This is a genomic window from Pseudomonas hygromyciniae (assembly GCF_016925675.1).
Lineage (GTDB): Bacteria > Pseudomonadota > Gammaproteobacteria > Pseudomonadales > Pseudomonadaceae > Aquipseudomonas > Aquipseudomonas hygromyciniae.
In genome coordinates, this window is sequence record NZ_CP070506.1 from 1,977,666 (window position 1) to 1,997,242 (window position 19,577).

At 58.8% G+C, this 19,577-nt stretch carries 13 protein-coding genes and 2 pseudogenes; 13 read left to right on the top strand and 2 right to left on the bottom strand.

Annotated features, from left to right (window positions below):
* Positions 1-2: 2 nt before the first annotated feature.
* Both ubiG and JTY93_RS08815 read right to left on the bottom strand, forming a co-directional pair.
* Positions 3-701 carry a bifunctional 2-polyprenyl-6-hydroxyphenol methylase/3-demethylubiquinol 3-O-methyltransferase UbiG gene (gene ubiG / locus JTY93_RS08810; protein ID WP_003172645.1) on the bottom strand — a complete coding sequence of 233 codons (699 nt, stop codon included), beginning with the start codon at positions 699-701 and terminating at the stop codon, positions 3-5.
* 63 nt (positions 702-764) lie between these two features.
* A pseudogene (locus tag JTY93_RS08815) lies at positions 765-2,097 on the bottom strand (TRZ/ATZ family hydrolase).
* Positions 2,098-2,206: 109 nt separating this feature from the next.
* Here JTY93_RS08815 and mtnA point away from each other — a divergent pair.
* The 13 genes and pseudogenes from mtnA (at position 2,207) to tnpC (ending at position 19,530) form a co-directional block, all read left to right on the top strand.
* Entirely contained in the window at positions 2,207-3,283 is a 1,077-nt protein-coding gene (gene mtnA / locus JTY93_RS08820; protein ID WP_205480592.1) for an S-methyl-5-thioribose-1-phosphate isomerase, read from the top strand.
* A gap of 424 nt (positions 3,284-3,707) precedes the next feature.
* A complete protein-coding gene (gyrA, locus tag JTY93_RS08825) occupies positions 3,708-6,362 on the top strand; it encodes a DNA gyrase subunit A (protein WP_205480594.1) in 2,655 nt (884 codons plus the stop codon).
* 226 nt (positions 6,363-6,588) lie between these two features.
* Positions 6,589-7,674, top strand: coding sequence for a 3-phosphoserine/phosphohydroxythreonine transaminase (gene serC, locus JTY93_RS08830; RefSeq protein ID WP_169996621.1), 1,086 nt, complete (start codon positions 6,589-6,591; stop codon positions 7,672-7,674).
* A complete protein-coding gene (pheA, locus tag JTY93_RS08835; protein WP_029298704.1) occupies positions 7,674-8,768 on the top strand; it encodes a prephenate dehydratase in 1,095 nt (364 codons plus the stop codon). The genes serC and pheA overlap by 1 nt, the downstream gene beginning before the upstream one ends.
* 9 nt (positions 8,769-8,777) lie before the next feature.
* Entirely contained in the window at positions 8,778-9,890 is a 1,113-nt protein-coding gene (hisC, locus tag JTY93_RS08840; RefSeq protein ID WP_205479648.1) for a histidinol-phosphate transaminase, read from the top strand.
* Between the two features lie 28 nt (positions 9,891-9,918).
* On the top strand, positions 9,919-12,129 hold the full coding sequence (locus JTY93_RS08845) for a bifunctional prephenate dehydrogenase/3-phosphoshikimate 1-carboxyvinyltransferase (RefSeq protein ID WP_205479660.1): 2,211 nt from the start codon (positions 9,919-9,921) through the stop codon (positions 12,127-12,129).
* Positions 12,126-12,815 carry a (d)CMP kinase gene (gene cmk, locus JTY93_RS08850; RefSeq protein ID WP_029298696.1) on the top strand — a complete coding sequence of 230 codons (690 nt, stop codon included), beginning with the start codon at positions 12,126-12,128 and terminating at the stop codon, positions 12,813-12,815. The genes JTY93_RS08845 and cmk overlap by 4 nt, the downstream gene beginning before the upstream one ends.
* A gap of 121 nt (positions 12,816-12,936) precedes the next feature.
* A complete protein-coding gene (gene rpsA / locus JTY93_RS08855) occupies positions 12,937-14,631 on the top strand; it encodes a 30S ribosomal protein S1 (protein WP_029298694.1) in 1,695 nt (564 codons plus the stop codon).
* 329 nt (positions 14,632-14,960) lie between these two features.
* On the top strand, positions 14,961-15,257 hold the full coding sequence (gene ihfB / locus JTY93_RS08860) for an integration host factor subunit beta (protein WP_008437689.1): 297 nt from the start codon (positions 14,961-14,963) through the stop codon (positions 15,255-15,257).
* A 25-nt stretch (positions 15,258-15,282) separates the two neighbouring features.
* Positions 15,283-15,516, top strand: a complete 234-nt coding sequence (locus JTY93_RS08865; RefSeq protein WP_205479650.1) for a lipopolysaccharide assembly protein LapA domain-containing protein — start codon at positions 15,283-15,285, stop codon at positions 15,514-15,516.
* A 431-nt stretch (positions 15,517-15,947) separates the two neighbouring features.
* The gene (locus JTY93_RS08870) at positions 15,948-17,237 is read left to right on the top strand and encodes a Wzz/FepE/Etk N-terminal domain-containing protein (protein WP_240344619.1); all 1,290 of its coding nucleotides are present in this window, start codon (positions 15,948-15,950) and stop codon (positions 17,235-17,237) included.
* Positions 17,238-17,641: 404 nt separating this feature from the next.
* Positions 17,642-18,001: an IS66 family insertion sequence element accessory protein TnpB gene (gene tnpB / locus JTY93_RS08875; RefSeq protein WP_240344616.1), complete on the top strand. Its 360-nt coding sequence runs from the start codon at positions 17,642-17,644 to the stop codon at positions 17,999-18,001.
* Positions 18,002-18,019: 18 nt separating this feature from the next.
* Positions 18,020-19,530 (top strand): annotated as a pseudogene (tnpC, locus tag JTY93_RS08880) (IS66 family transposase).
* Positions 19,531-19,577 lie beyond the last annotated feature (47 nt).

Consider the following 19,577-nt stretch of genomic DNA (forward strand, 5'->3'; position numbering starts at 1 on the left):
GTTTATTCCTCTCGCAGGGTCTGGATCATGTAGTTGACGTCGACGTCGCTGGCGAGCTTGTAGTGCTTGGTCAGCGGGTTGTAGGTCAAGCCGATGATGTCCTTGACGGTCAGCCCGGCCTGGCGGCTCCAGGCACCCAGTTCGGAAGGACGGATGAATTTCTTGAAGTCGTGGGTGCCGCGCGGCAGCAGCTTCATGATGTATTCGGCGCCGATGATCGCGAACAGGTAGGCCTTGGGGTTGCGGTTGATGGTGGAGAAGAACACCTGGCCGCCGGGCTTGACCATGCGGAAGCATGCACGGATCACCGACGATGGATCGGGCACGTGCTCCAGCATCTCCAGGCAGGTCACGACGTCGAACTGTTCGGGCATTTCCTCGGCCAGGGCTTCGGCGGTGATTTGCCGGTACTCCACACTCACCCCCGACTCCAACTGATGCAACTGGGCCACGGCAAGAGGCGCTTCGCCCATGTCGATGCCCATCACCGTGGCGCCGCGCTGGGCCATGGCTTCGCTGAGGATGCCGCCGCCGCAGCCCACGTCGAGGACTTTCTTGCCGGCCAGATTGACGCGCTCGTCGATCCAGTTGACCCGCAGCGGGTTGATGTCGTGCAGGGGCTTGAACTCGCTTTCGCGGTCCCACCAGCGGTGGGCCAGGGCTTCGAATTTGGCGATTTCGGCGTGGTCGACGTTACTCATGGGTAGTCCTCTAAATCCGATAAAACGGTGTGCCTGGCGCGGAATGTTGATCCCGGGCCGGCGTTATTCGTGGTGTCCACTGATGCGCCGGCCCCAGGCAGCGGCTGTGGCGCTCAGTTGCTGTTCATCCATGCGGGTCAGTTGCCGGTCGTCGAGCAGTTGCTTGCCGCCGACCCAAAGGTGTTTCACACAATCGCGTCCGGTGGCATATATAAGCTGCGAGACCGGGTCGTAGATCGGTTGCTGGGCCAGCCCCGAAAGGTCGAAGGCTACGATATCCGCAGCCTTGCCCACTTCCAGCGAGCCGATTTCAGCCTCCAGGCCCATGGCCCGCGCACCGTTGAGGGTAGCCATGCGCAGCGCGCGATGGGCATCCAGGGCGCTGGCCGAACCGGCGACGGCCTTGGCCAGCAGCGCGGCAGTGCGGGTTTCTCCCAGCAGATCCAGATCATTGTTGCTTGCCGCGCCATCGGTGCCTACTGCCACATTGACGCCGGCCTGCCACAAGCGTTCCACCGGGCAGAAGCCACTGGCCAGTTTGAGGTTGGATTCCGGGCAATGGATCACGCTGCTGTTGCTTTCTACCAGCAACGCCAGGTCTTCTTCGCTGATTTGGGTCATATGAACGGCCTGCAGGCGCGGGCCGAGCAGGCCCAGGCGCGCGAGTCGGGCCAGGGGGCGCTCGCCATACTGTTCCACGGACTGCTGCACTTCAAAGGCGGTTTCGTGGACATGCATATGAATGGCGGCATCCAGCTCCTCGGCGATCACCCGGACTTTTTCCAGGGTTGCATCGCTGACGGTATAGGGGGGCATGGGGGCCAAAGGCGATCTTGATCCGTGGGTGATGCTTGAGGTCGCCAAACAACTCCACGCCCTGGCGGATCGCCTCGTCGGCATTGGCTGCGCCGGGGATCGGGAAGTCGAGGATCGGAATTGCAATCTGTGCGCGCAAGCCGCTGTTGTGTACGCGTTCGCTGGCGACCTTGGGGAAGAAGTACATGTCCGAGAAGCAACTGATGCCGCCCTTGATCTGCTCGGCAATCGCCAGGTCGGTGCCGTCACGTACAAACGTCTCATCGACCCACTTGGCTTCGGCCGGCCAGATATGCTGTTGCAGCCAGGTCATCAGTGGCAGGTCGTCGGCCAGGCCGCGAAACAGGGTCATTGCCGCGTGGCCATGGGCATTCACCAGGCCGGGGCTGAGCAGCACTCCGGGCAACTCGCGCACTTCGTGGGCTACCAGCTTCAGGGCCTGCGCCCGCGGGCCGATAAACGCGATACGTCCGTCCCGGATGCCCAGGGCGTGCGCCTTGAGCACCACGCCCGCAGGTTCGACCGGTACCAGCCAGCTTGGCAGCAACAGTAAGTCGAGCGGGGCGGCAGGTGGCGTCATAGCGGGCATCGTCCGAGGCGGTCATATAAAGAGGGCGAAGTATACCCGAGCGTCCTGGCTGGCGGATCGCTATAATCCGCGGCTTTTGTTGATGAGTACGGGGTGAGGGATGCGCGATCGACTGTTGGCAGCGGAGAAAGTGAAGGCCATCGATTGGCGTGATGGCGCACTGCACCTGCTCGATCAGCGTGCGCTGCCGTCCCGGGAAAACTGGGTGGCCTGCGCGACGGTCGATGAAGTGGCTGCGGCCATTCGTACGATGGTGGTGCGCGGCGCGCCGGCCATCGGCATCAGCGCCGCCTATGGCCTGGTGCTGGCCGCGCACGCACGGATCGCCGAGGGCGGTGACTGGCAGGCTGCATGGGAGGAGGACTATGCGCTATTGGCCGAAAGCCGTCCTACCGCGTCGAACCTGTTCTGGGCCCTCAAGCGCATGCGCGATCGCCTCGACCGCCTCAAAAAGCACGCCGACCCGCTGGCGGTGCTGGAGGCCGAAGCCGTCGCGATCCATGAAAGCGACCGTGAAGCCAACCTGACCATGGCGCAACTGGGCGTCGAATTGATCCGCAAGCACCAGGGCAATGCCCAGGCGATCCTGACCCACGGCAATGCCGGGGCCTTGGCCAGCGGTGGTGTAGGCACTGCGCTGGGGGTGATCCGAGGGGCGTTTCTGGAGGGCATGGTCGAGCAGGTCTATGCCAACGAAACCCGCCCCTGGCTGCAAGGCTCGCGGCTGACCGCCTGGGAACTGGCGGGCGAGGGTATTCCGGTCACAGTGAATGCAGACTCGGCCGGCGCGCATATCCTCAAGACCAAGGGCGTGACCTGGGTGATTGTGGGCGCTGAGTGCATCGCCGCCAATGGCGATGTGATCAGCAAGATCGGCACCTACCAGTTGGCGGTCTGCGCCATGCACCATGGTGTGCGCTTTATGGTGGTGGCCCCGAGTTCCACCCTGGACCTGATGATGGCCACTGGCGACGATGTTGCCCTGGAAGAGCGGGATGCCGGCGAACTGCTGGAAGTCGCCGGGCAGCGATTTGCCGCCGATGTAGCGGCCTTCAACCCGGTGTTTGATGTCACGCCGGCAGACCTGATTGACGTGATCGTCACCGAAAAAGGCATTGTCGAGCGGCCTGATACCGCCAAGATCGCCAAACTGATGTGCCGTAAGCGCCTGCACTAAGGGCGCTGGTGCCTGGCAGATTGCAATCGCGAGTAAGCCCGCTCCCGCACTTGATTTGTGAATACAGTCTAAATGTGGGAGTGGGCTTGCCCGCGATCGGCCCTAAAAACCAGCAAAACCCTCGGATCCACAGGCAAATCCTAGCCTCTATCCAGCTCTGAGCCCCTCTCGTCGCCCTCAAGCCTGTCATCCGTCAACTTACTACGCTCCATGCGCATCTGGGGGATAGGTGCGTGGCGGCGATTGTGATACCATTCGGCGGTTTCCAAGGTCACCCCAAGGGGCGGCCTTTAATGCGCAGATCCGTGTCATAACTCGTTGATTTGTCGTAAGTCGTTGCCAGGCATCATGCCGGCGACGGCGAGCTTCGTTCGTCCCATATGGATGTGACGAGGTTTCACCCGAAAAAGGAATCAGGCTTCTCATGGGCGAACTGGCCAAAGAAATCCTCCCGGTCAATATCGAAGACGAGCTGAAACAGTCCTACCTCGACTACGCGATGAGCGTAATTGTCGGTCGGGCACTGCCTGATGCGCGCGATGGCTTGAAGCCCGTGCACCGGCGTGTGCTGTTCGCGATGAGCGAGCTGGGTAACGACTGGAACAAGCCGTACAAGAAATCTGCCCGTGTTGTCGGTGACGTGATCGGTAAGTATCACCCTCACGGCGACACTGCGGTGTACGACACCATCGTTCGGATGGCCCAGCCGTTTTCCCTGCGCTACCTGCTGGTAGACGGCCAGGGCAACTTCGGTTCGGTCGACGGCGACAACGCCGCGGCCATGCGATACACCGAAGTGCGCATGACCAAGCTGGCACACGAGCTGCTGGCTGACCTGCACAAAGAAACCGTGGACTGGGTGCCGAACTACGACGGCACCGAAATGATCCCGGCGGTCATGCCGACCCGTATTCCCAACCTGTTGGTCAACGGCTCCAGCGGTATTGCCGTGGGCATGGCCACCAACATTCCGCCACACAACCTCGGTGAAGTCATCGACGGTTGCCTGGCGCTTATCGACAACCCCGAGCTGACCGTCGATGAGTTGATGCAGTACATCCCTGGCCCGGACTTCCCGACCGCCGCGATCATCAACGGTCGCGCCGGCATCATCGAAGCCTATCGCACCGGTCGTGGCCGCATCTACATGCGCGCCCGCTCGATGATCGAAGACATCGACAAGGTCGGTGGCCGCCAGCAGATCGTCATCACCGAACTCCCGTACCAGTTGAACAAGGCGCGTCTGATCGAGAAGATCGCCGAGCTGGTTAAAGAGAAGAAGCTCGAAGGCATCACCGAGCTGCGCGACGAGTCTGACAAAGACGGTATGCGCGTGGTGATCGAGCTGCGTCGTGGCGAAGTGCCTGAGGTGATACTCAACAACCTCTACGCCCAGACCCAGTTGCAAAGCGTGTTTGGTATCAACGTCGTGGCCCTGATCGACGGTCGCCCGCGCATCCTGAACCTCAAGGATCTGCTGGAAGCCTTCGTCCGTCACCGCCGCGAAGTGGTGACCCGCCGTACCGTATTCGAACTGCGCAAGGCCCGTGAACGTGGGCACATCCTGGAAGGCCAGGCGGTTGCGCTGTCGAACATCGATCCGGTCATCGCCCTGATCAAGGCTTCGCCGACTCCGTCGGAAGCCAAGGAAGCACTGATCAAGATGCCATGGGAATCCAGCGCCGTTGTGGCGATGGTTGAACGTGCCGGTGCCGATTCGTGCCGTCCGGAGACCCTGGATCCGCAATACGGCCTGCGTGATGGCAAGTATTTCCTGTCGCCGGAACAGGCCCAGGCCATCCTGGAACTGCGCCTGCACCGCCTGACCGGTCTGGAGCACGAGAAGCTGCTGGCCGAGTACCAGGAGATCCTCAACCAGATCGGCGAGCTGATCCGCATCCTCAACAGCGCCGTGCGCCTGATGGAAGTGATCCGCGAAGAACTGGAAGTGATCCGCGCCGAATACGGCGACGTGCGTCGCACTGAAATTCTCGATGCGCGCCTCGACCTGACCCTGGGTGACATGATCCCGGAAGAAGAGCGTGTGGTGACCATTTCCCACGGTGGCTATGCCAAGACCCAGCCTTTGGCTGCGTATCAGGCTCAGCGTCGCGGTGGTAAAGGCAAGTCGGCGACTGGCGTCAAGGATGAGGACTACATCGCTCACCTGCTGGTAGCCAACAGCCACACCACGCTGCTGCTGTTCTCCAGCAAGGGCAAGGTGTACTGGCTCAAGACTTACGAGATCCCGGAAGCGTCCCGCGCTGCCCGTGGTCGTCCGCTGGTCAACCTGTTGCCGCTGGACACCGATGAATACATCACCACGATGTTGCCGGTCGAGGAATACACCGAAGGTCACTTCATCTTCATGGCAACCGCCAAAGGCACCGTGAAGAAGACCCCGCTGGAATCCTTCAGTCGCCAGCGCAGCGTGGGCCTGATCGCCCTGGAGCTGGACGAAGGCGACGTGCTGATCTCCGCGGCCATTACCGATGGCGAGCGTGAAGTCATGCTGTTCTCCGACGGTGGCAAGGTGACGCGCTTCAAAGAGTCCGACGTGCGTGCGATGGGTCGTACCGCCCGTGGTGTTCGCGGTATGCGCCTGCCGGAAGGGCAGAAGCTGATTTCCATGCTGATCCCGGAAGAAGGCAGCCAGATCCTCACGGCTTCGGCCCGTGGTTATGGCAAACGTACCGCTATCAGCGAGTTCCCCGAGTACAAGCGTGGCGGCCAGGGTGTTATCGCCATGGTCAGCAACGATCGCAACGGCCGTTTGGTCGGCGCGGTCCAGGTGCTGGATGGCGAGGAAATCATGCTGATTTCCGACCAGGGCACCCTGGTACGTACCCGTGTTGATGAAGTCTCGAGCCTGGGCCGTAACACCCAGGGCGTGACCTTGATCAAGCTGGCCAGCGACGAGACCCTGGTGGGTCTGGAGCGTGTCCAGGAACCATCGGAAGTCGAAGGCGAGGAGCTGGAAGGTGAGGAGTTCGATGGCGAGGTGATCGCAGCCGGCGATGACAACGTCGACGAGCCAACCCTCGATGCTGCCGCAGACGAAGAAGAACCGCAGGAATAAGCGGACAACCAAGGGGGCGGATGAAAATTCGCCCCCTTGTTATTTGTCCCTTTTGAAAGTTTGCGATACTGCGCATTCCCCTGTGGGAGCGGGCTTGCTCGCGAAAGCGGCGTATCAGTCAGCGCATAGGCGGGCTGACACACCGCTTTCGCGAGCAAGCCCGCTCCCACAGGGGTTATATGTCGAACACGAATTATGTGACCAACAGATCAGAGCGAGATTGGATGTGAGCAAGAGAGCCTATAACTTCTGTGCTGGTCCCGCGGCACTTCCTGAAGCAGTCCTGCAGCGCGCGCAGGGTGAACTCCTCGACTGGCATGGCAAAGGCCTCTCCGTGATGGAAATGAGCCATCGCAGCGATGAGTTCGTATCCATTGCCACCAAGGCCGAGCAGGATCTGCGTGACCTGCTGGACATCCCGTCGGACTACAAGGTGCTGTTCCTGCAAGGCGGCGCCAGCCAGCAGTTCGCCCAGATCCCGCTGAACCTGCTGCCGGAAGACGGTACTGCCGACTATATCGATACCGGTATCTGGGGGCAGAAGGCCATTGAAGAGGCCTCGCGCTACGGCAACGTCAACGTGGCCGGTACTGCCAAGCCCTACGATTATTTCGCTATTCCAGGTCAGAACGAGTGGAAGCTGTCCAAGGACGCGTCCTATGTTCACTACGTCCAGAACGAAACCATCGGTGGCCTGGAATTTGACTGGGTGCCTGAAGTTGGTGATGTCCCGTTGGTGTGCGACATGTCCTCGGACATTCTTTCGCGCCCGATGGATGTGTCCCGCTACGGCATGATCTACGCCGGCGCGCAGAAGAACATCGGCCCGAGTGGCATCCTGGTCAACATCATCCGTGAAGACCTGCTCGGTCGTGCCCGGTCGGTGTGCCCGACCATGCTCAACTACAAAGTCGCGGCCGACAATGGCTCGATGTACAATACCCCGCCGGCTTTTGCCTGGTACCTGTCGGGCCTGGTGTTCGAGTGGCTCAAAGAGCAGGGCGGCGTGGCAGCCATGGGCAAGCTCAATGAAGAGAAGAAGCGCACCCTGTACGACTTCATCGACGCCAGCGGCCTGTACAGCAACCCGATCAACCCGAGCGACCGCTCGTGGATGAACGTGCCGTTCCGCCTGGCCGACGACCGCCTGGACAAACCATTCCTGGCGGGTGCCGACGAGCGTGGCCTGCTCAACCTCAAGGGGCATCGTTCGGTAGGCGGCATGCGCGCCTCCATCTACAACGCCGTCGACATCAATGCCATCAAGGCACTGGTGGCCTACATGGCAGAGTTCGAAAAGGAACACGGCTAATGTCTGAGCAAGAACTCAAGGCCCTGCGTGTACGCATTGACGCCCTGGACACCAAAGTCCTGGAGCTGATCAGTGAGCGGGCGCGCTGTGCCCAGGAAGTGGCGCGGGTCAAGATGGCCTCCCTGGCCGAAGGCGAAGTGCCGGTGTTCTATCGCCCAGAGCGCGAAGCCCAAGTGCTCAAGCGGGTGATGGAGCGTAACCAGGGGCCGCTGGGTAATGAAGAGATGGCGCGGTTGTTCCGCGAAATCATGTCTTCGTGCCTGGCCCTTGAGCAGCCCTTGAAAGTGGCGTACCTCGGCCCTGAGGGCACCTTCACCCAGGCGGCGGCGATGAAGCATTTCGGCCACGCCGTGATCAGCAAGCCGATGGCGGCCATCGATGAGGTGTTCCGCGAAGTGGCTGCCGGTGCGGTGAATTTCGGCGTAGTACCGGTGGAAAACTCCACCGAAGGCGCGGTCAACCATACGCTCGACAGCTTCCTTGAGCACGACATGGTGATCTGTGGCGAAGTCGAGCTGCGTATTCACCACCACTTGCTGGTGGGTGAAAACACCAAGACCGACAGCATCAGCCGCATTTACTCCCACGCCCAGTCCCTGGCCCAGTGCCGCAAGTGGCTGGATGCTCATTACCCGAATGTCGAGCGCGTGGCGGTGTCCAGCAACGCCGAGGCGGCCAAGCGGGTCAAGGGCGAGTGGAACTCGGCGGCGATTGCCGGGGATATGGCTGCGGGCCTGTACGGTCTGACGCGCCTGGCCGAAAAAATCGAGGACCGCCCGGATAACTCCACGCGCTTCTTGATGATTGGTAGCCAGGAAGTGCCGCCGACCGGCGACGACAAGACGTCGATCATCGTCTCCATGAGCAACAAGCCGGGGGCGCTGCATGAGCTGCTGGTGCCGTTCCATGACAACGGGATTGACCTGACGCGCATCGAGACCCGTCCTTCGCGCAGCGGTAAATGGACCTATGTGTTCTTTATCGACTTCGTCGGCCACCACCGTGATCCGCTGGTCAAGGGTGTGCTGGAGAAAATCAGTCAGGAAGCCGTGGCACTCAAGGTGCTGGGTTCCTACCCGAAAGCGGTTTTGTGAGGCTTTGACATGAGTGGCAACTTCCTCGCCCTGGCGCAGCCGGGCGTGCAACAACTGTCGCCTTACGTTCCAGGCAAGCCTGTGGACGAGTTGGCGCGCGAGTTGAATCTGGATCCGGCGAAGATCGTCAAGCTGGCCAGCAATGAAAATCCCCTGGGCCCAAGCCCCAAGGTGTTGGCGGCGATCCGCGAAGAGTTGGTGGAGCTGACCCGTTATCCCGACGGCAACGGCTTTGCCCTCAAGTCCCTGTTGGCCGAGAGCTGCCGGGTCGAGTTGAATCAGGTGACCCTGGGCAATGGCTCCAACGACATTCTGGAGTTGGTGGCGCGTGCTTATCTGGCCCCGGGCCTGAATGCGGTGTTCAGTGAGCACGCGTTTGCGGTGTATCCGATTGTCACCCAGGCCGTTGGTGCCGAGGCGCGGGTGATTGCGGCCAAGGACTGGGGGCATGACCTACCGGCCATGCTGGCGGCCATCGATGCCCAGACCCGCGTGGTGTTTATCGCCAACCCGAACAACCCGACCGGCACCTGGTTCGGTGCCGGTGCGCTGAACGAGTTCCTGCAGGATGTGCCTGAGCATGTGCTGGTGGTGCTGGACGAGGCCTACATCGAATACGCCGAAGGCAGTGACTTGCCCGACGGCCTGGACTTCCTCGCGGCCTACCCGAACCTGCTGGTATCGCGCACGTTCTCCAAGGCTTACGGCCTGGCGTCGCTGCGGGTTGGCTACGGGTTATCCACAGCCGTTGTCGCGGATGTGCTGAACCGCGTGCGCCAGCCCTTCAACGTCAACAGCCTGGCGCTGGCGGCGGCCTGTGCGGCGCTCAAGGATGCCGAGTACCTGGAAGAAGGGCGGCGGATCAACGAAAGCGGTATGCAGCAGCTGCAGCAAGGCTTTCGTGAGTTGGGCCTGGGCTGGATTGAGTCCAAGGGCAACTTTGTCTGCGTAGATCTCGCCCAGGACGCCGCTCCGGTATTCCAAGGCCTGCTGCGCGAAGGCGTGATCGTGCGTCCGGTGGCCAATTACGGCATGCCCAACCATTTGCGTATCACCATCGGTTTGCCGGCTGAAAACAGTCGCTTCCTTGAGGCGCTGGCCAAGGTCCTGGCCCGTGGTTGATGTGATTGCAATGCAACCTGTTGTGCCTGTGATCGGTCGCCTGGTGGTGGTCGGCCTGGGATTGATTGGCGGCTCCTTTGCCAAGGGCCTGCGTGAAAGCGGCCTCTGTGGCGAAGTGGTCGGTGTGGATCTGGACCCGCAATCGCGTCGGTTGGCGGTTGAGCTGGGGGTGGTGGACCGCTGTGAGGCGGACTTGGCCCTGGCATGCCAGGGCGCCGATGTCATTCAGTTGGCGGTACCGATCCTGGCCATGGAAAAACTGCTGGGGTTGCTGGCTGGCATGGGCCTGGGCCAGGCGATCCTCACGGATGTCGGCAGTGCCAAAGGCAATGTAGTGCGCGCGGCGCGGCTGGCGTTTGGCGGCATGCCGGCGCGGTTCGTGCCGGGGCATCCGATCGCTGGCTCCGAGCAGAGCGGGGTGGAAGCCTCCAACGCCCAGCTGTTTCGTCGGCACAAGGTGATCCTCACGCCGCTACCCGAAACCGATCCCGCCGCCTTGGCGGTGGTGGATCGGCTGTGGCGCGAGCTGGGGGCGGATGTCGAGCACATGCAGGTCGAGCGCCATGACGAAGTGCTGGCGGCGACCAGTCATCTGCCGCATTTGCTGGCCTTTGGCCTGGTCGACTCCCTGGCCAAGCGCAATGAAAATCTGGAAATTTTCCGTTACGCCGCCGGCGGTTTTCGCGATTTCACGCGGATTGCCGGGAGCGATCCGGTGATGTGGCACGATATTTTTCTCGCCAATCGCGAGGCGGTGCTGCGCACCCTGGACACCTTCCGCAGCGACTTGGATGCCTTGCGCGATGCGGTCGACGCGGGAGATGGTCACCAGTTGCTGGGTGTTTTCACCCGTGCTCGGGTAGCGCGCGAGCATTTCAGCAAGATCCTGGCGCGGCGTGCCTATATGGACGCCGCCGTCAACGCTGACGATGTGGTGTTTGTCGCCAGCCCCGGTGGGCAGTTGAGTGGCAAGGTCCGGGTGCCGGGGGATAAATCCATTTCCCATCGCTCGATCATGCTCGGGTCGCTGGCGGACGGTATTACCGAAGTCGAGGGGTTCCTTGAGGGTGAGGATGCCCTGGCGACCTTGCAGGCGTTTCGCGACATGGGTGTGGTGATCGAAGGTCCGCATCATGGGCGAGTGACCATCCATGGTGTGGGCCTGCATGGCTTGAAGCCGGCCCCGGGGCCGATCTATCTCGGCAATTCGGGCACGTCCATGCGCCTGCTGTCAGGCTTGTTGGCGGCGCAGCGTTTTGACAGTGTCCTGACCGGCGATGCTTCGCTGTCCAAGCGGCCGATGAATCGCGTGGCCAAGCCGTTGCGGGCGATGGGTGCGGTGATCGAGACCGGGCCGGAAGGCCGGCCACCGCTGACCATTCGTGGCGGGCAGGCTCTCAAGGGGCTGAATTACACGCTGCCGATGGCTAGCGCCCAGGTCAAGTCCAGCCTGTTGCTGGCTGGGTTGTACGCCGAAGGTCGGACGGCGGTGACCGAGCCTGCGCCCACCCGTGATCATACTGAGCGGATGTTGCGCGGTTTTGGCTGGCCGGTGGAGGTCGTTGGCGCGACGGCGGCGGTTGAGTCGGGCCATGCACTGGTGGCCACGCGCATCGAAGTGCCGGGTGATATCTCTTCCGCGGCATTCTTCCTGGTGGCCGCCTCGATTGCCGAGGGGTCCGAATTGTTGCTGGAGCATGTGGGAATCAATCCTACCCGCACCGGGGTGATCGATATCCTGCGTCTCATGGGGGCCGATATCACCCTGGAAAACCTGCGTGAAGTGGGCGGTGAACCGGTTGCGGACCTGCGTGTACGCGCGGCACCGCTCAAGGGTATCGAGATTCCCGAAGCGCTGGTTCCCCTGGCTATCGACGAATTCCCAGTGCTGTTTGTCGCCGCCGCTTGCGCCCAGGGGCGCACGGTATTGCGTGGTGCCGAAGAGTTGCGGGTCAAGGAGTCTGACCGCATCCAGGTAATGGCCGACGGTCTGTTGGCGCTGGGTGTGAAGTGTGTGCCGACCCCTGATGGGATTATCATTGATGGCGGTGGCATGGCCGGGGGTGAAGTGCATGCCCACGGTGATCATCGGATCGCCATGGCGTTCAGTGTGGCGTCCCTGTGTGCCACTGCGCCGATTCGTATCCATGACTGTGCCAACGTAGCTACATCTTTTCCGAATTTTCTTACACTGTCTGCCCAAGTCGGCATTCGTGTAGCCCAAGAGGCTCAATTGTGAATATCAAAGCACCGGTGATTACCATCGACGGGCCGAGCGGCTCTGGCAAAGGCACCGTCGCAGGCTTGTTGGCCAAGCGTCTGGGGTGGTGTCTGCTGGACTCCGGGGCGTTGTATCGCCTGCTGGCTTTCGCCGCACGTAATCATGGCGTCGACCTGACCAATGAAGCATCGTTGGTGTTGCTGGCGGCTCACCTTGATGTGCAGTTCGTCGGCGCGACCGAAGGTCACTCGCTGCGCATTATCCTGGAAGGGGATGACGTAACCGATGATCTGCGTAATGAGCAGGTTGGCTCCTGGGCCTCCCAGGTCGCCGCCTTGCCGGCCGTGCGTGATGCCTTGCTCCAGCGTCAACGGGCTTTTCAGGAGCCGCCGGGTCTTGTGGCCGATGGCCGTGATATGGGGACCGTGGTGTTCCCCGAGGCGCCGCTGAAGATTTTCCTGACGGCCAGTGCCGAGGAGCGGGCGCGCCGCCGTTACTTGCAGTTGAAGGGCAAGGTGGATGGTGTTAGTCTGTCGAGTCTGCTAGATGAGATTCGTGCGCGCGATGAGCGTGACACCCAGCGTGCGGTAGCCCCGCTCAAACCGGCGGCTGACGCCATACAGCTGGATTCCACGGAATTGTCCATCGAGCAGGTGCTGGAACGCATCTTGAGTGAAATCGCCCTTCGCGATATCGCCGGATGACTCAGAGGAAGTGCAGGGGACCAGTCCTAGACCTGCGCTTCTTCTCTTATATGAACGTAACCCACACCGTCTGGGGTGTGGCAGATGGGCGTATTCTTCGCCCTTATCAACAGGAATTAAAATGAGCGAAAGCTTTGCGGAACTCTTTGAAGAAAGCCTAAAAACCCTGAACCTTCAGGCTGGCTCCATCATCACCGGTGTTATCGTTGATATCGATTACCAAGCTCGCTGGGTAACCGTTCACGCTGGTCTGAAGTCTGAAGCACTCATCCCGCTTGAGCAGTTCTACAACGACGCTGGTGACCTGACTATCAATGTCGGTGACGAAGTTCACGTTGCTCTGGACTCGGTTGAAGACGGTTTCGGTGAAACCAAGCTGTCCCGTGAAAAAGCCAAGCGCGCTGAATGCTGGATTGTTCTCGAAGCAGCCTTCGCAGCTGAAGAAGTGGTCAAGGGCGTTATCAACGGTAAGGTTAAAGGCGGCTTCACTGTCGACGTTAACGGCATCCGTGCGTTCCTGCCAGGTTCTTTGGTCGACGTTCGTCCAGTGCGCGACACCACGCACCTGGAAGGCAAAGAACTCGAATTCAAGGTCATCAAGCTCGACCAGAAGCGCAACAACGTTGTCGTTTCCCGTCGCAGCGTGCTGGAAGCAGAGAACTCCGCCGAGCGTGAAGCTCTGCTGGAATCCCTGCAGGAAGGCCAACAAGTCAAAGGTATCGTCAAAAACCTCACCGATTACGGCGCATTCGTCGATCTGGGTGGCGTCGATGGCCTGCTGCACATTACCGACATGGCTTGGAAGCGTATCAAGCATCCTTCCGAAATCGTCAACGTTGGCGACGAGATCGATGTCAAGGTTCTGAAATACGATCGCGAGCGCAACCGTGTTTCCCTGGGCCTGAAGCAACTGGGTGAAGATCCATGGGTTGCTATCAAAGCCCGTTACCCAGAAAGCACTCGCGTAACTGCGCGTGTTACCAACCTGACCGACTACGGCTGCTTCGCAGAGCTGGAAGAAGGCGTGGAAGGCCTGGTACACGTTTCCGAAATGGACTGGACCAACAAGAACATCCACCCTTCGAAAGTCGTACAAGTCGGCGACGAAGTGGAAGTTATGGTTCTGGACATCGACGAAGAGCGTCGTCGTATCTCCCTGGGCATCAAGCAGTGCAAATCTAACCCATGGGAAGATTTCTCTGGCCAGTTCAACAAGGGCGATAAAATCTCCGGCACCATCAAGTCGATCACCGATTTCGGTATCTTCATTGGTCTGGACGGCGGCATCGACGGCCTGGTTCACCTGTCCGACATCTCCTGGAATGAAGTTGGCGAAGAAGCTGTTCGTCGTTTCAAGAAGGGCGACGAGCTGGACACCGTTATCCTGTCGGTTGACCCAGAGCGCGAGCGCATCTCCCTGGGTATCAAGCAACTGGAAAGCGATCCGTTCTCCGAGTACGTTCAAGAGAACGACAAGGGTGCAATCGTTAAAGGCATCGTGAAGGAAGTTGACGCTAAAGGCGCCATCATCACTTTGGGTGACGATATCGAAGCGACTCTGAAAGCCTCCGAAATCAGCCGTGATCGCGTTGAAGACGCTCGTAACGTTCTGAAAGAAGGCCAGGAAGTAGAAGCCAAGATCATCAGCGTTGACCGCAAGAGCCGCGTAATCCAACTCTCCATCAAGTCGAAAGACGAGATCGAAGAGAAAGAAGCAATCCAGAGCCTGCGCGACAAGCCAGCTACCTCTGACATTGCTTCGGGTCCGACCACTCTGGGCGACCTGTTGCGTGCACAAATGGAAAAACAGAACTAAGTTCTGTCAGACCATAGAAAAAGGGCGACTTCGGTCGCCCTTTTTTGTGTCTGGGATTTGGGTTTTGCCCTTGGGTGCGATTGGTCTGCGCAATGGGGGCGGCCTGAGGCTGCGTACGGGCTGAGGGTTTCTGATTCCGGCACTGACAGCGCTTTGTCGGTAAGGCGTCTGCTGTGGCTTCCTGGGGGCTATCGGCTGTTATCGCGGATTCTGTGAGGGTTGCCATAGTTTGCGCAAGATAAGTCAAGCCACAGGCTGTTCAAATTCATCTGGTCATGCTAAAACCTTCGGAGCGCTTTTCCTAGCTGCTTGAAAAAGAAGGGAAAAATATGACGAAGTCGGAGTTGATCGAACGAATTGTCACCCATCAAGGGCTACTCTCATCCAAGGATGTGGAGTTGGCCATCAAGACCATGCTTGAGCAAATGTCCCAGTGCCTGGCCACTGGTGATCGGATCGAGATCCGCGGCTTTGGCAGCTTCTCGCTGCATTACCGCGCTCCGCGCGTGGGCCGTAACCCGAAAACCGGCCAGTCCGTCAGCCTCGACGGCAAATTCGTGCCTCATTTCAAGCCGGGCAAGGAATTGCGGGATCGAGTGAACGAAGACGAAGAAGAAAGCGTCTGAGTTTTTTTGGGGATAGGAGAAGTTTATGCGCGGTGTAAAGCGCGTCGCTCTGGTACTGATCGTGCTGATCGCCGCCTTGGCGATCCTGGCATTCGTACTGGAAAACCAGCAAGACGTCGCCCTGGCGTTCTTGGGGTGGTCTACGCCACAGCTGCCGGTTTCGGTGTTTGTGACGTTGGCGTTGATTGTGGGGATGTTGGTGGGGCCGTTTCTGAGTTTGCTGGTTCGCCGTAAGAAACGCCTAAAGCCCGCGCTGTAGGGTTGGTCGGAAGGTGCATACCGTTTGTCGCTTCGATTGCAGGTGTAAGGCCCTCCGTTGGGCGTTGGCTCTACCCGCTAGGATGCGTTAACGCTTCTCTGTCGGCAGGAAATAGTGATATTGGGGCTCCGCTGAATCATTTTCCCTGCAGCTTCCTCAATTGAGTAGGAATTGCCCTACGGGCATGTCAAGTCTTGTAATGTTATGGCGAGATGGCAAAATGCAACCTGTTCTCGATTCCAGTCATTTTGTGTGTCCAGGGCCTGGCAGCGACGCTGGGCTTTTTGGCCGACCCTTATAAATACAAAAAAACCACAAAATCGTCTGCATAACGAGCCCGCAGTTTCTCTTTGAAGGCAGGTTTTTTGTTGTGAGTAGTAGCTTCCGCGCCCCCCCCGGTTCCCTCCTCAGGCGAGATTGATCTCGTCGCGTTGTTTAAAGTCGTTTGGGAGCAGAAAAGACTTCTTTTGCTTGTGACTGCCGGGGTCGGTTTGATCGCGGCGGCATATGCGTTTCTGGCTACTCCTGTATATAGCGTCAGCGCTGTATTGCGGCCAGCCGCACTGAATGAGCTCGATGCGTTGAACCGATCTGAGGTTTATCAGCTTCCTCCATCCGAGGCGCTTATTAAAGTAGGCGCTTCATTGGAGTCATATGATACTCGTCTGGCTTTTTTCAGAGCAAACCAGAATTTATTCAAGGCGTTTGAGCGGCCAGGTCGAACCTTGGAGCAGAGTTTTGAAGCGTTCAATCGCAACTCAATCAATCTGGTTTTGCCGGACGTCAGCAAGAAGGATTCCCTGAGCGCATATATCAAGCTCGAAATGAGCTATCCGAAAGGAATTGATGGCGTCGCTATTCTCAATGGATTTGTTGATTACGCCATCGCTAACGAGCGTGAGCAGATTGCTGCTGATTTGCAGGCAATTGTTAAGAATCGGCTCAATGAGCTTAAAGGAAAACTCGATTCCGCTCGGTCAAGCTACGATATTGAAAAGGAAGCCAAGATCGCGTCTTTGCAGGAAGCCGACTTTACCCGGCGGGCTCAGTTACAGGATGAGTTGAAGGCGCTTCGCACGCAACTTAAAACCCAGCGTAGCGATCGAATGGCTCAGCTCAATGAAGCTATTGGTATCGCCCGGTCACTGGGTATCCAAAAACCGACGACGCCATCTTCGTTGGGTGAGTCGGTACGTTCTGGTGCTTCCAGCGTAATGCGCACTGAGATCAACAACCAACAGATCCCGCTTTACTTTATGGGTGTAGAGGCCCTAAAAGCCGAACTGACAGCATTGCAGCAGAGAAAGTCGGACGACTTCACTGAGGTTCGAATAGCGCAGATCGCCAAGGAGCTTCAAATGTTGGCGACCAATCGCGAAATCGAAGTGCTCAACCGCCGAGAGAATGAAGATATTTTTCTTGCCGGCGTGCAATCTCTGCGTGCAGAGGTAACTCGTCTTAATAATCTGAATATTGATATGAGTCGGCTTAAGCTGGTGACTATTGACCAACAAGCGTTGGAGCCTTTGTCTGCCGTCAAGCCAAATCGGCTGCTGGTGGTGACGCTTGGTCTACTACTGGGAGCCATTATTGCAGTATGCATAGCGCTTGCTCGACATGCCTTCCAAGTGGCCAGCGTTAACAGCAGGTTGCTGCCAAGCCCCTTTGCTGAGTGCGCTAGCCTTCCGCGCGAGCGTTCCGGTGGGCTCTCCAAGAACTAATGTTACTGCCGTGAGGCCTGTGCCTCACTGTTTTATTCGGTCACTACACCCCTTGCAAGCAGGGCAAGCGGGCGAATGGCTTGCGGTGATGTGTAGTGGTCAAGAGACTAGCAAAGAGCTGCGTTAATCCCCACGAAAGCGGGGTTATCAGCAGATGAGTTGTGGGGCGAGAGGTTAGGTTAGCGCATATGGGGCACCTGGGGGGGCTGTAACGCTCACCCTGATCAGCTTGCATAAGGGCATGACATCCACGGATGCTTAAAACTCTTAACATATCTTTTAAAAAAATCGGTTTTAATAAAAGCGCAGATCGGATCTTCGTAAGCGCTTCATGAACCCCACATTCAAAGCGCTTAGCTGATCCCGGATGCTGTGCTCCCGATTCCCTCAGGAGCCAGCCCGCCATGATGCGACCCGATGCTAAAGTCGAAAAAGTCTGTCTCTACCCCAAGCCTGTCGACTTTCGAAAATCCATTGATGGCCTAGCGGCGCTGGTCGAACTGGATATCAAAGTCGCGGTATTCGATCCTGTGCTTTTCGTCTTCCTCAACAAGCCACGCAACCGCGTGAAGATTTTGTATTGGGAACGCAACGGCTTCTGCCTCTGGCTCAAGCGCCTCGAATCCGAACGATTTAAAACATCGCCCGATGCCAACGATGAAGCGATCATCCTGACCGTCCAGGAACTGAACTGGCTACTTGATGGTTTTGATCTGTGGCGCAACCGTCCTCATCAGGTTTTGACGCCTCGATACGTGGCCTGATTCGGTATAATCCAGGGTATGATTTCCATGCCCGAAATCCTCCCCGATGATCCTGAATTGCTCAAGCAGATGCTTGCGAAGATGCAGTCCAGAGTCGGTTTCCTCGAAGAAGAAAACGCACTGCCGCGTCAGTGCCTGTTCGGACGCAAGTCCGAGCAAACGGCTGATCCGGCAACGCCGCAGTTGGCCCTGTTCAATGAAGCGGAAAGCGTCATCGAACCCATTGATGAAGCCGCAGAAGAAGAGGCTGTTGCGCCAACCCAGCGGCGTGGCAAACGCAAACCGTTGCCGGCCGATCTCCCCGCATCGAAATCATCCACGAACTGCCCGAACATGAACTGACCTGTGTCTGCGGCTGCCGCAAACACGCCATCGGCGAGGAGCTCAGCGAGCAGCTTGAAATCGTGCCGATGCAAATCCGCGTGATCAAACACGTCCGTAAGGTCTACGGTTGCCGTGCCTGTGAAACGGCTCCGGTCACTGCGGACAAGCCCGCTCAGTTGATTGAAAAAAGTATGGCCAGCCCAAGCGTGCTGGCGATGCTGCTGACCACCAAATACGTGGACGGTTTATCGCTTCACTGTTTTGAAAAAGTGCTGGGCCGCCATGGCATCGATATCCCGCGTCAGACCTTGGCCCGCTGGGTTATCCAGTGCGGTGAACACTTGCAACCACTGCTGAATTTAATGCGCGACCAGTTATTGGAAAGCCGCGTCATCCACTGCGATGAAACCCGCGTGCAGGTGTTGAAAGAGCAGGATCTGGAGCCCAGCAGCCAGTTCTGGATGTGGGTGCAAACCGGCGGCCCACCCGACAAACCAGTGATCCTTTTCGACTACTCCACCAGCCGGGCTCAGGAGGTGCCGACGCGCCTGCTTGATGGCTATCGCGGCTACGTGATGACCGATGATTACGCCGGTTACAACGCGCTGGGCGCTCAGGTCGAAGTGGAGCGTTTAGGCTGCTGGGCACATGCGCGGCGCAAATTCATCGATGCTCAAAAAGTACAGCCCAAAGGCAAGACGGGGCGCGCTGATATCGCGCTGACCCTGATCAACAAGCTTTACGGTATCGAACGCGACTTCAAGACCAGCGGCGATGCGGAACGCAAAGTTGGCCGGCACGAACACAGCCTGCCGGTGCTGGCTCAGTTGAAAAGCTGGATCGAAAAGACGCAGCCCCAGGTCACCGCTCAGAACGCGCTGGGAAAAGCCATCACCTACCTGGCCAATAACTGGAGCAAACTTGAGCGGTATGTCGAGGAAGGCTACTTGCCGATCGACAACAACTCAGCCGAACGAGCCATCAGGCCCTTCGTGATCGGAAGGAAGAACTGGTTGTTCAGCGACACGCCCAAAGGCGCGACGGCCAGCGCTCAACTTTACAGCTTGGTTGAGACCGCCAAAGCCAACGGCCAAGAGCCCTATGCGTGGCTGCGCCACGCACTTGAGCGGCTGCCACTGGCATCCTCGATTGAGGATTACGAAGCTTTACTACCCTGGAACTGCTCGCCGGTATCGCATAGCTAAACGCGCTATCCATCATGGCTGGTGGGGTTTATGGTGAGCTTAAAGAT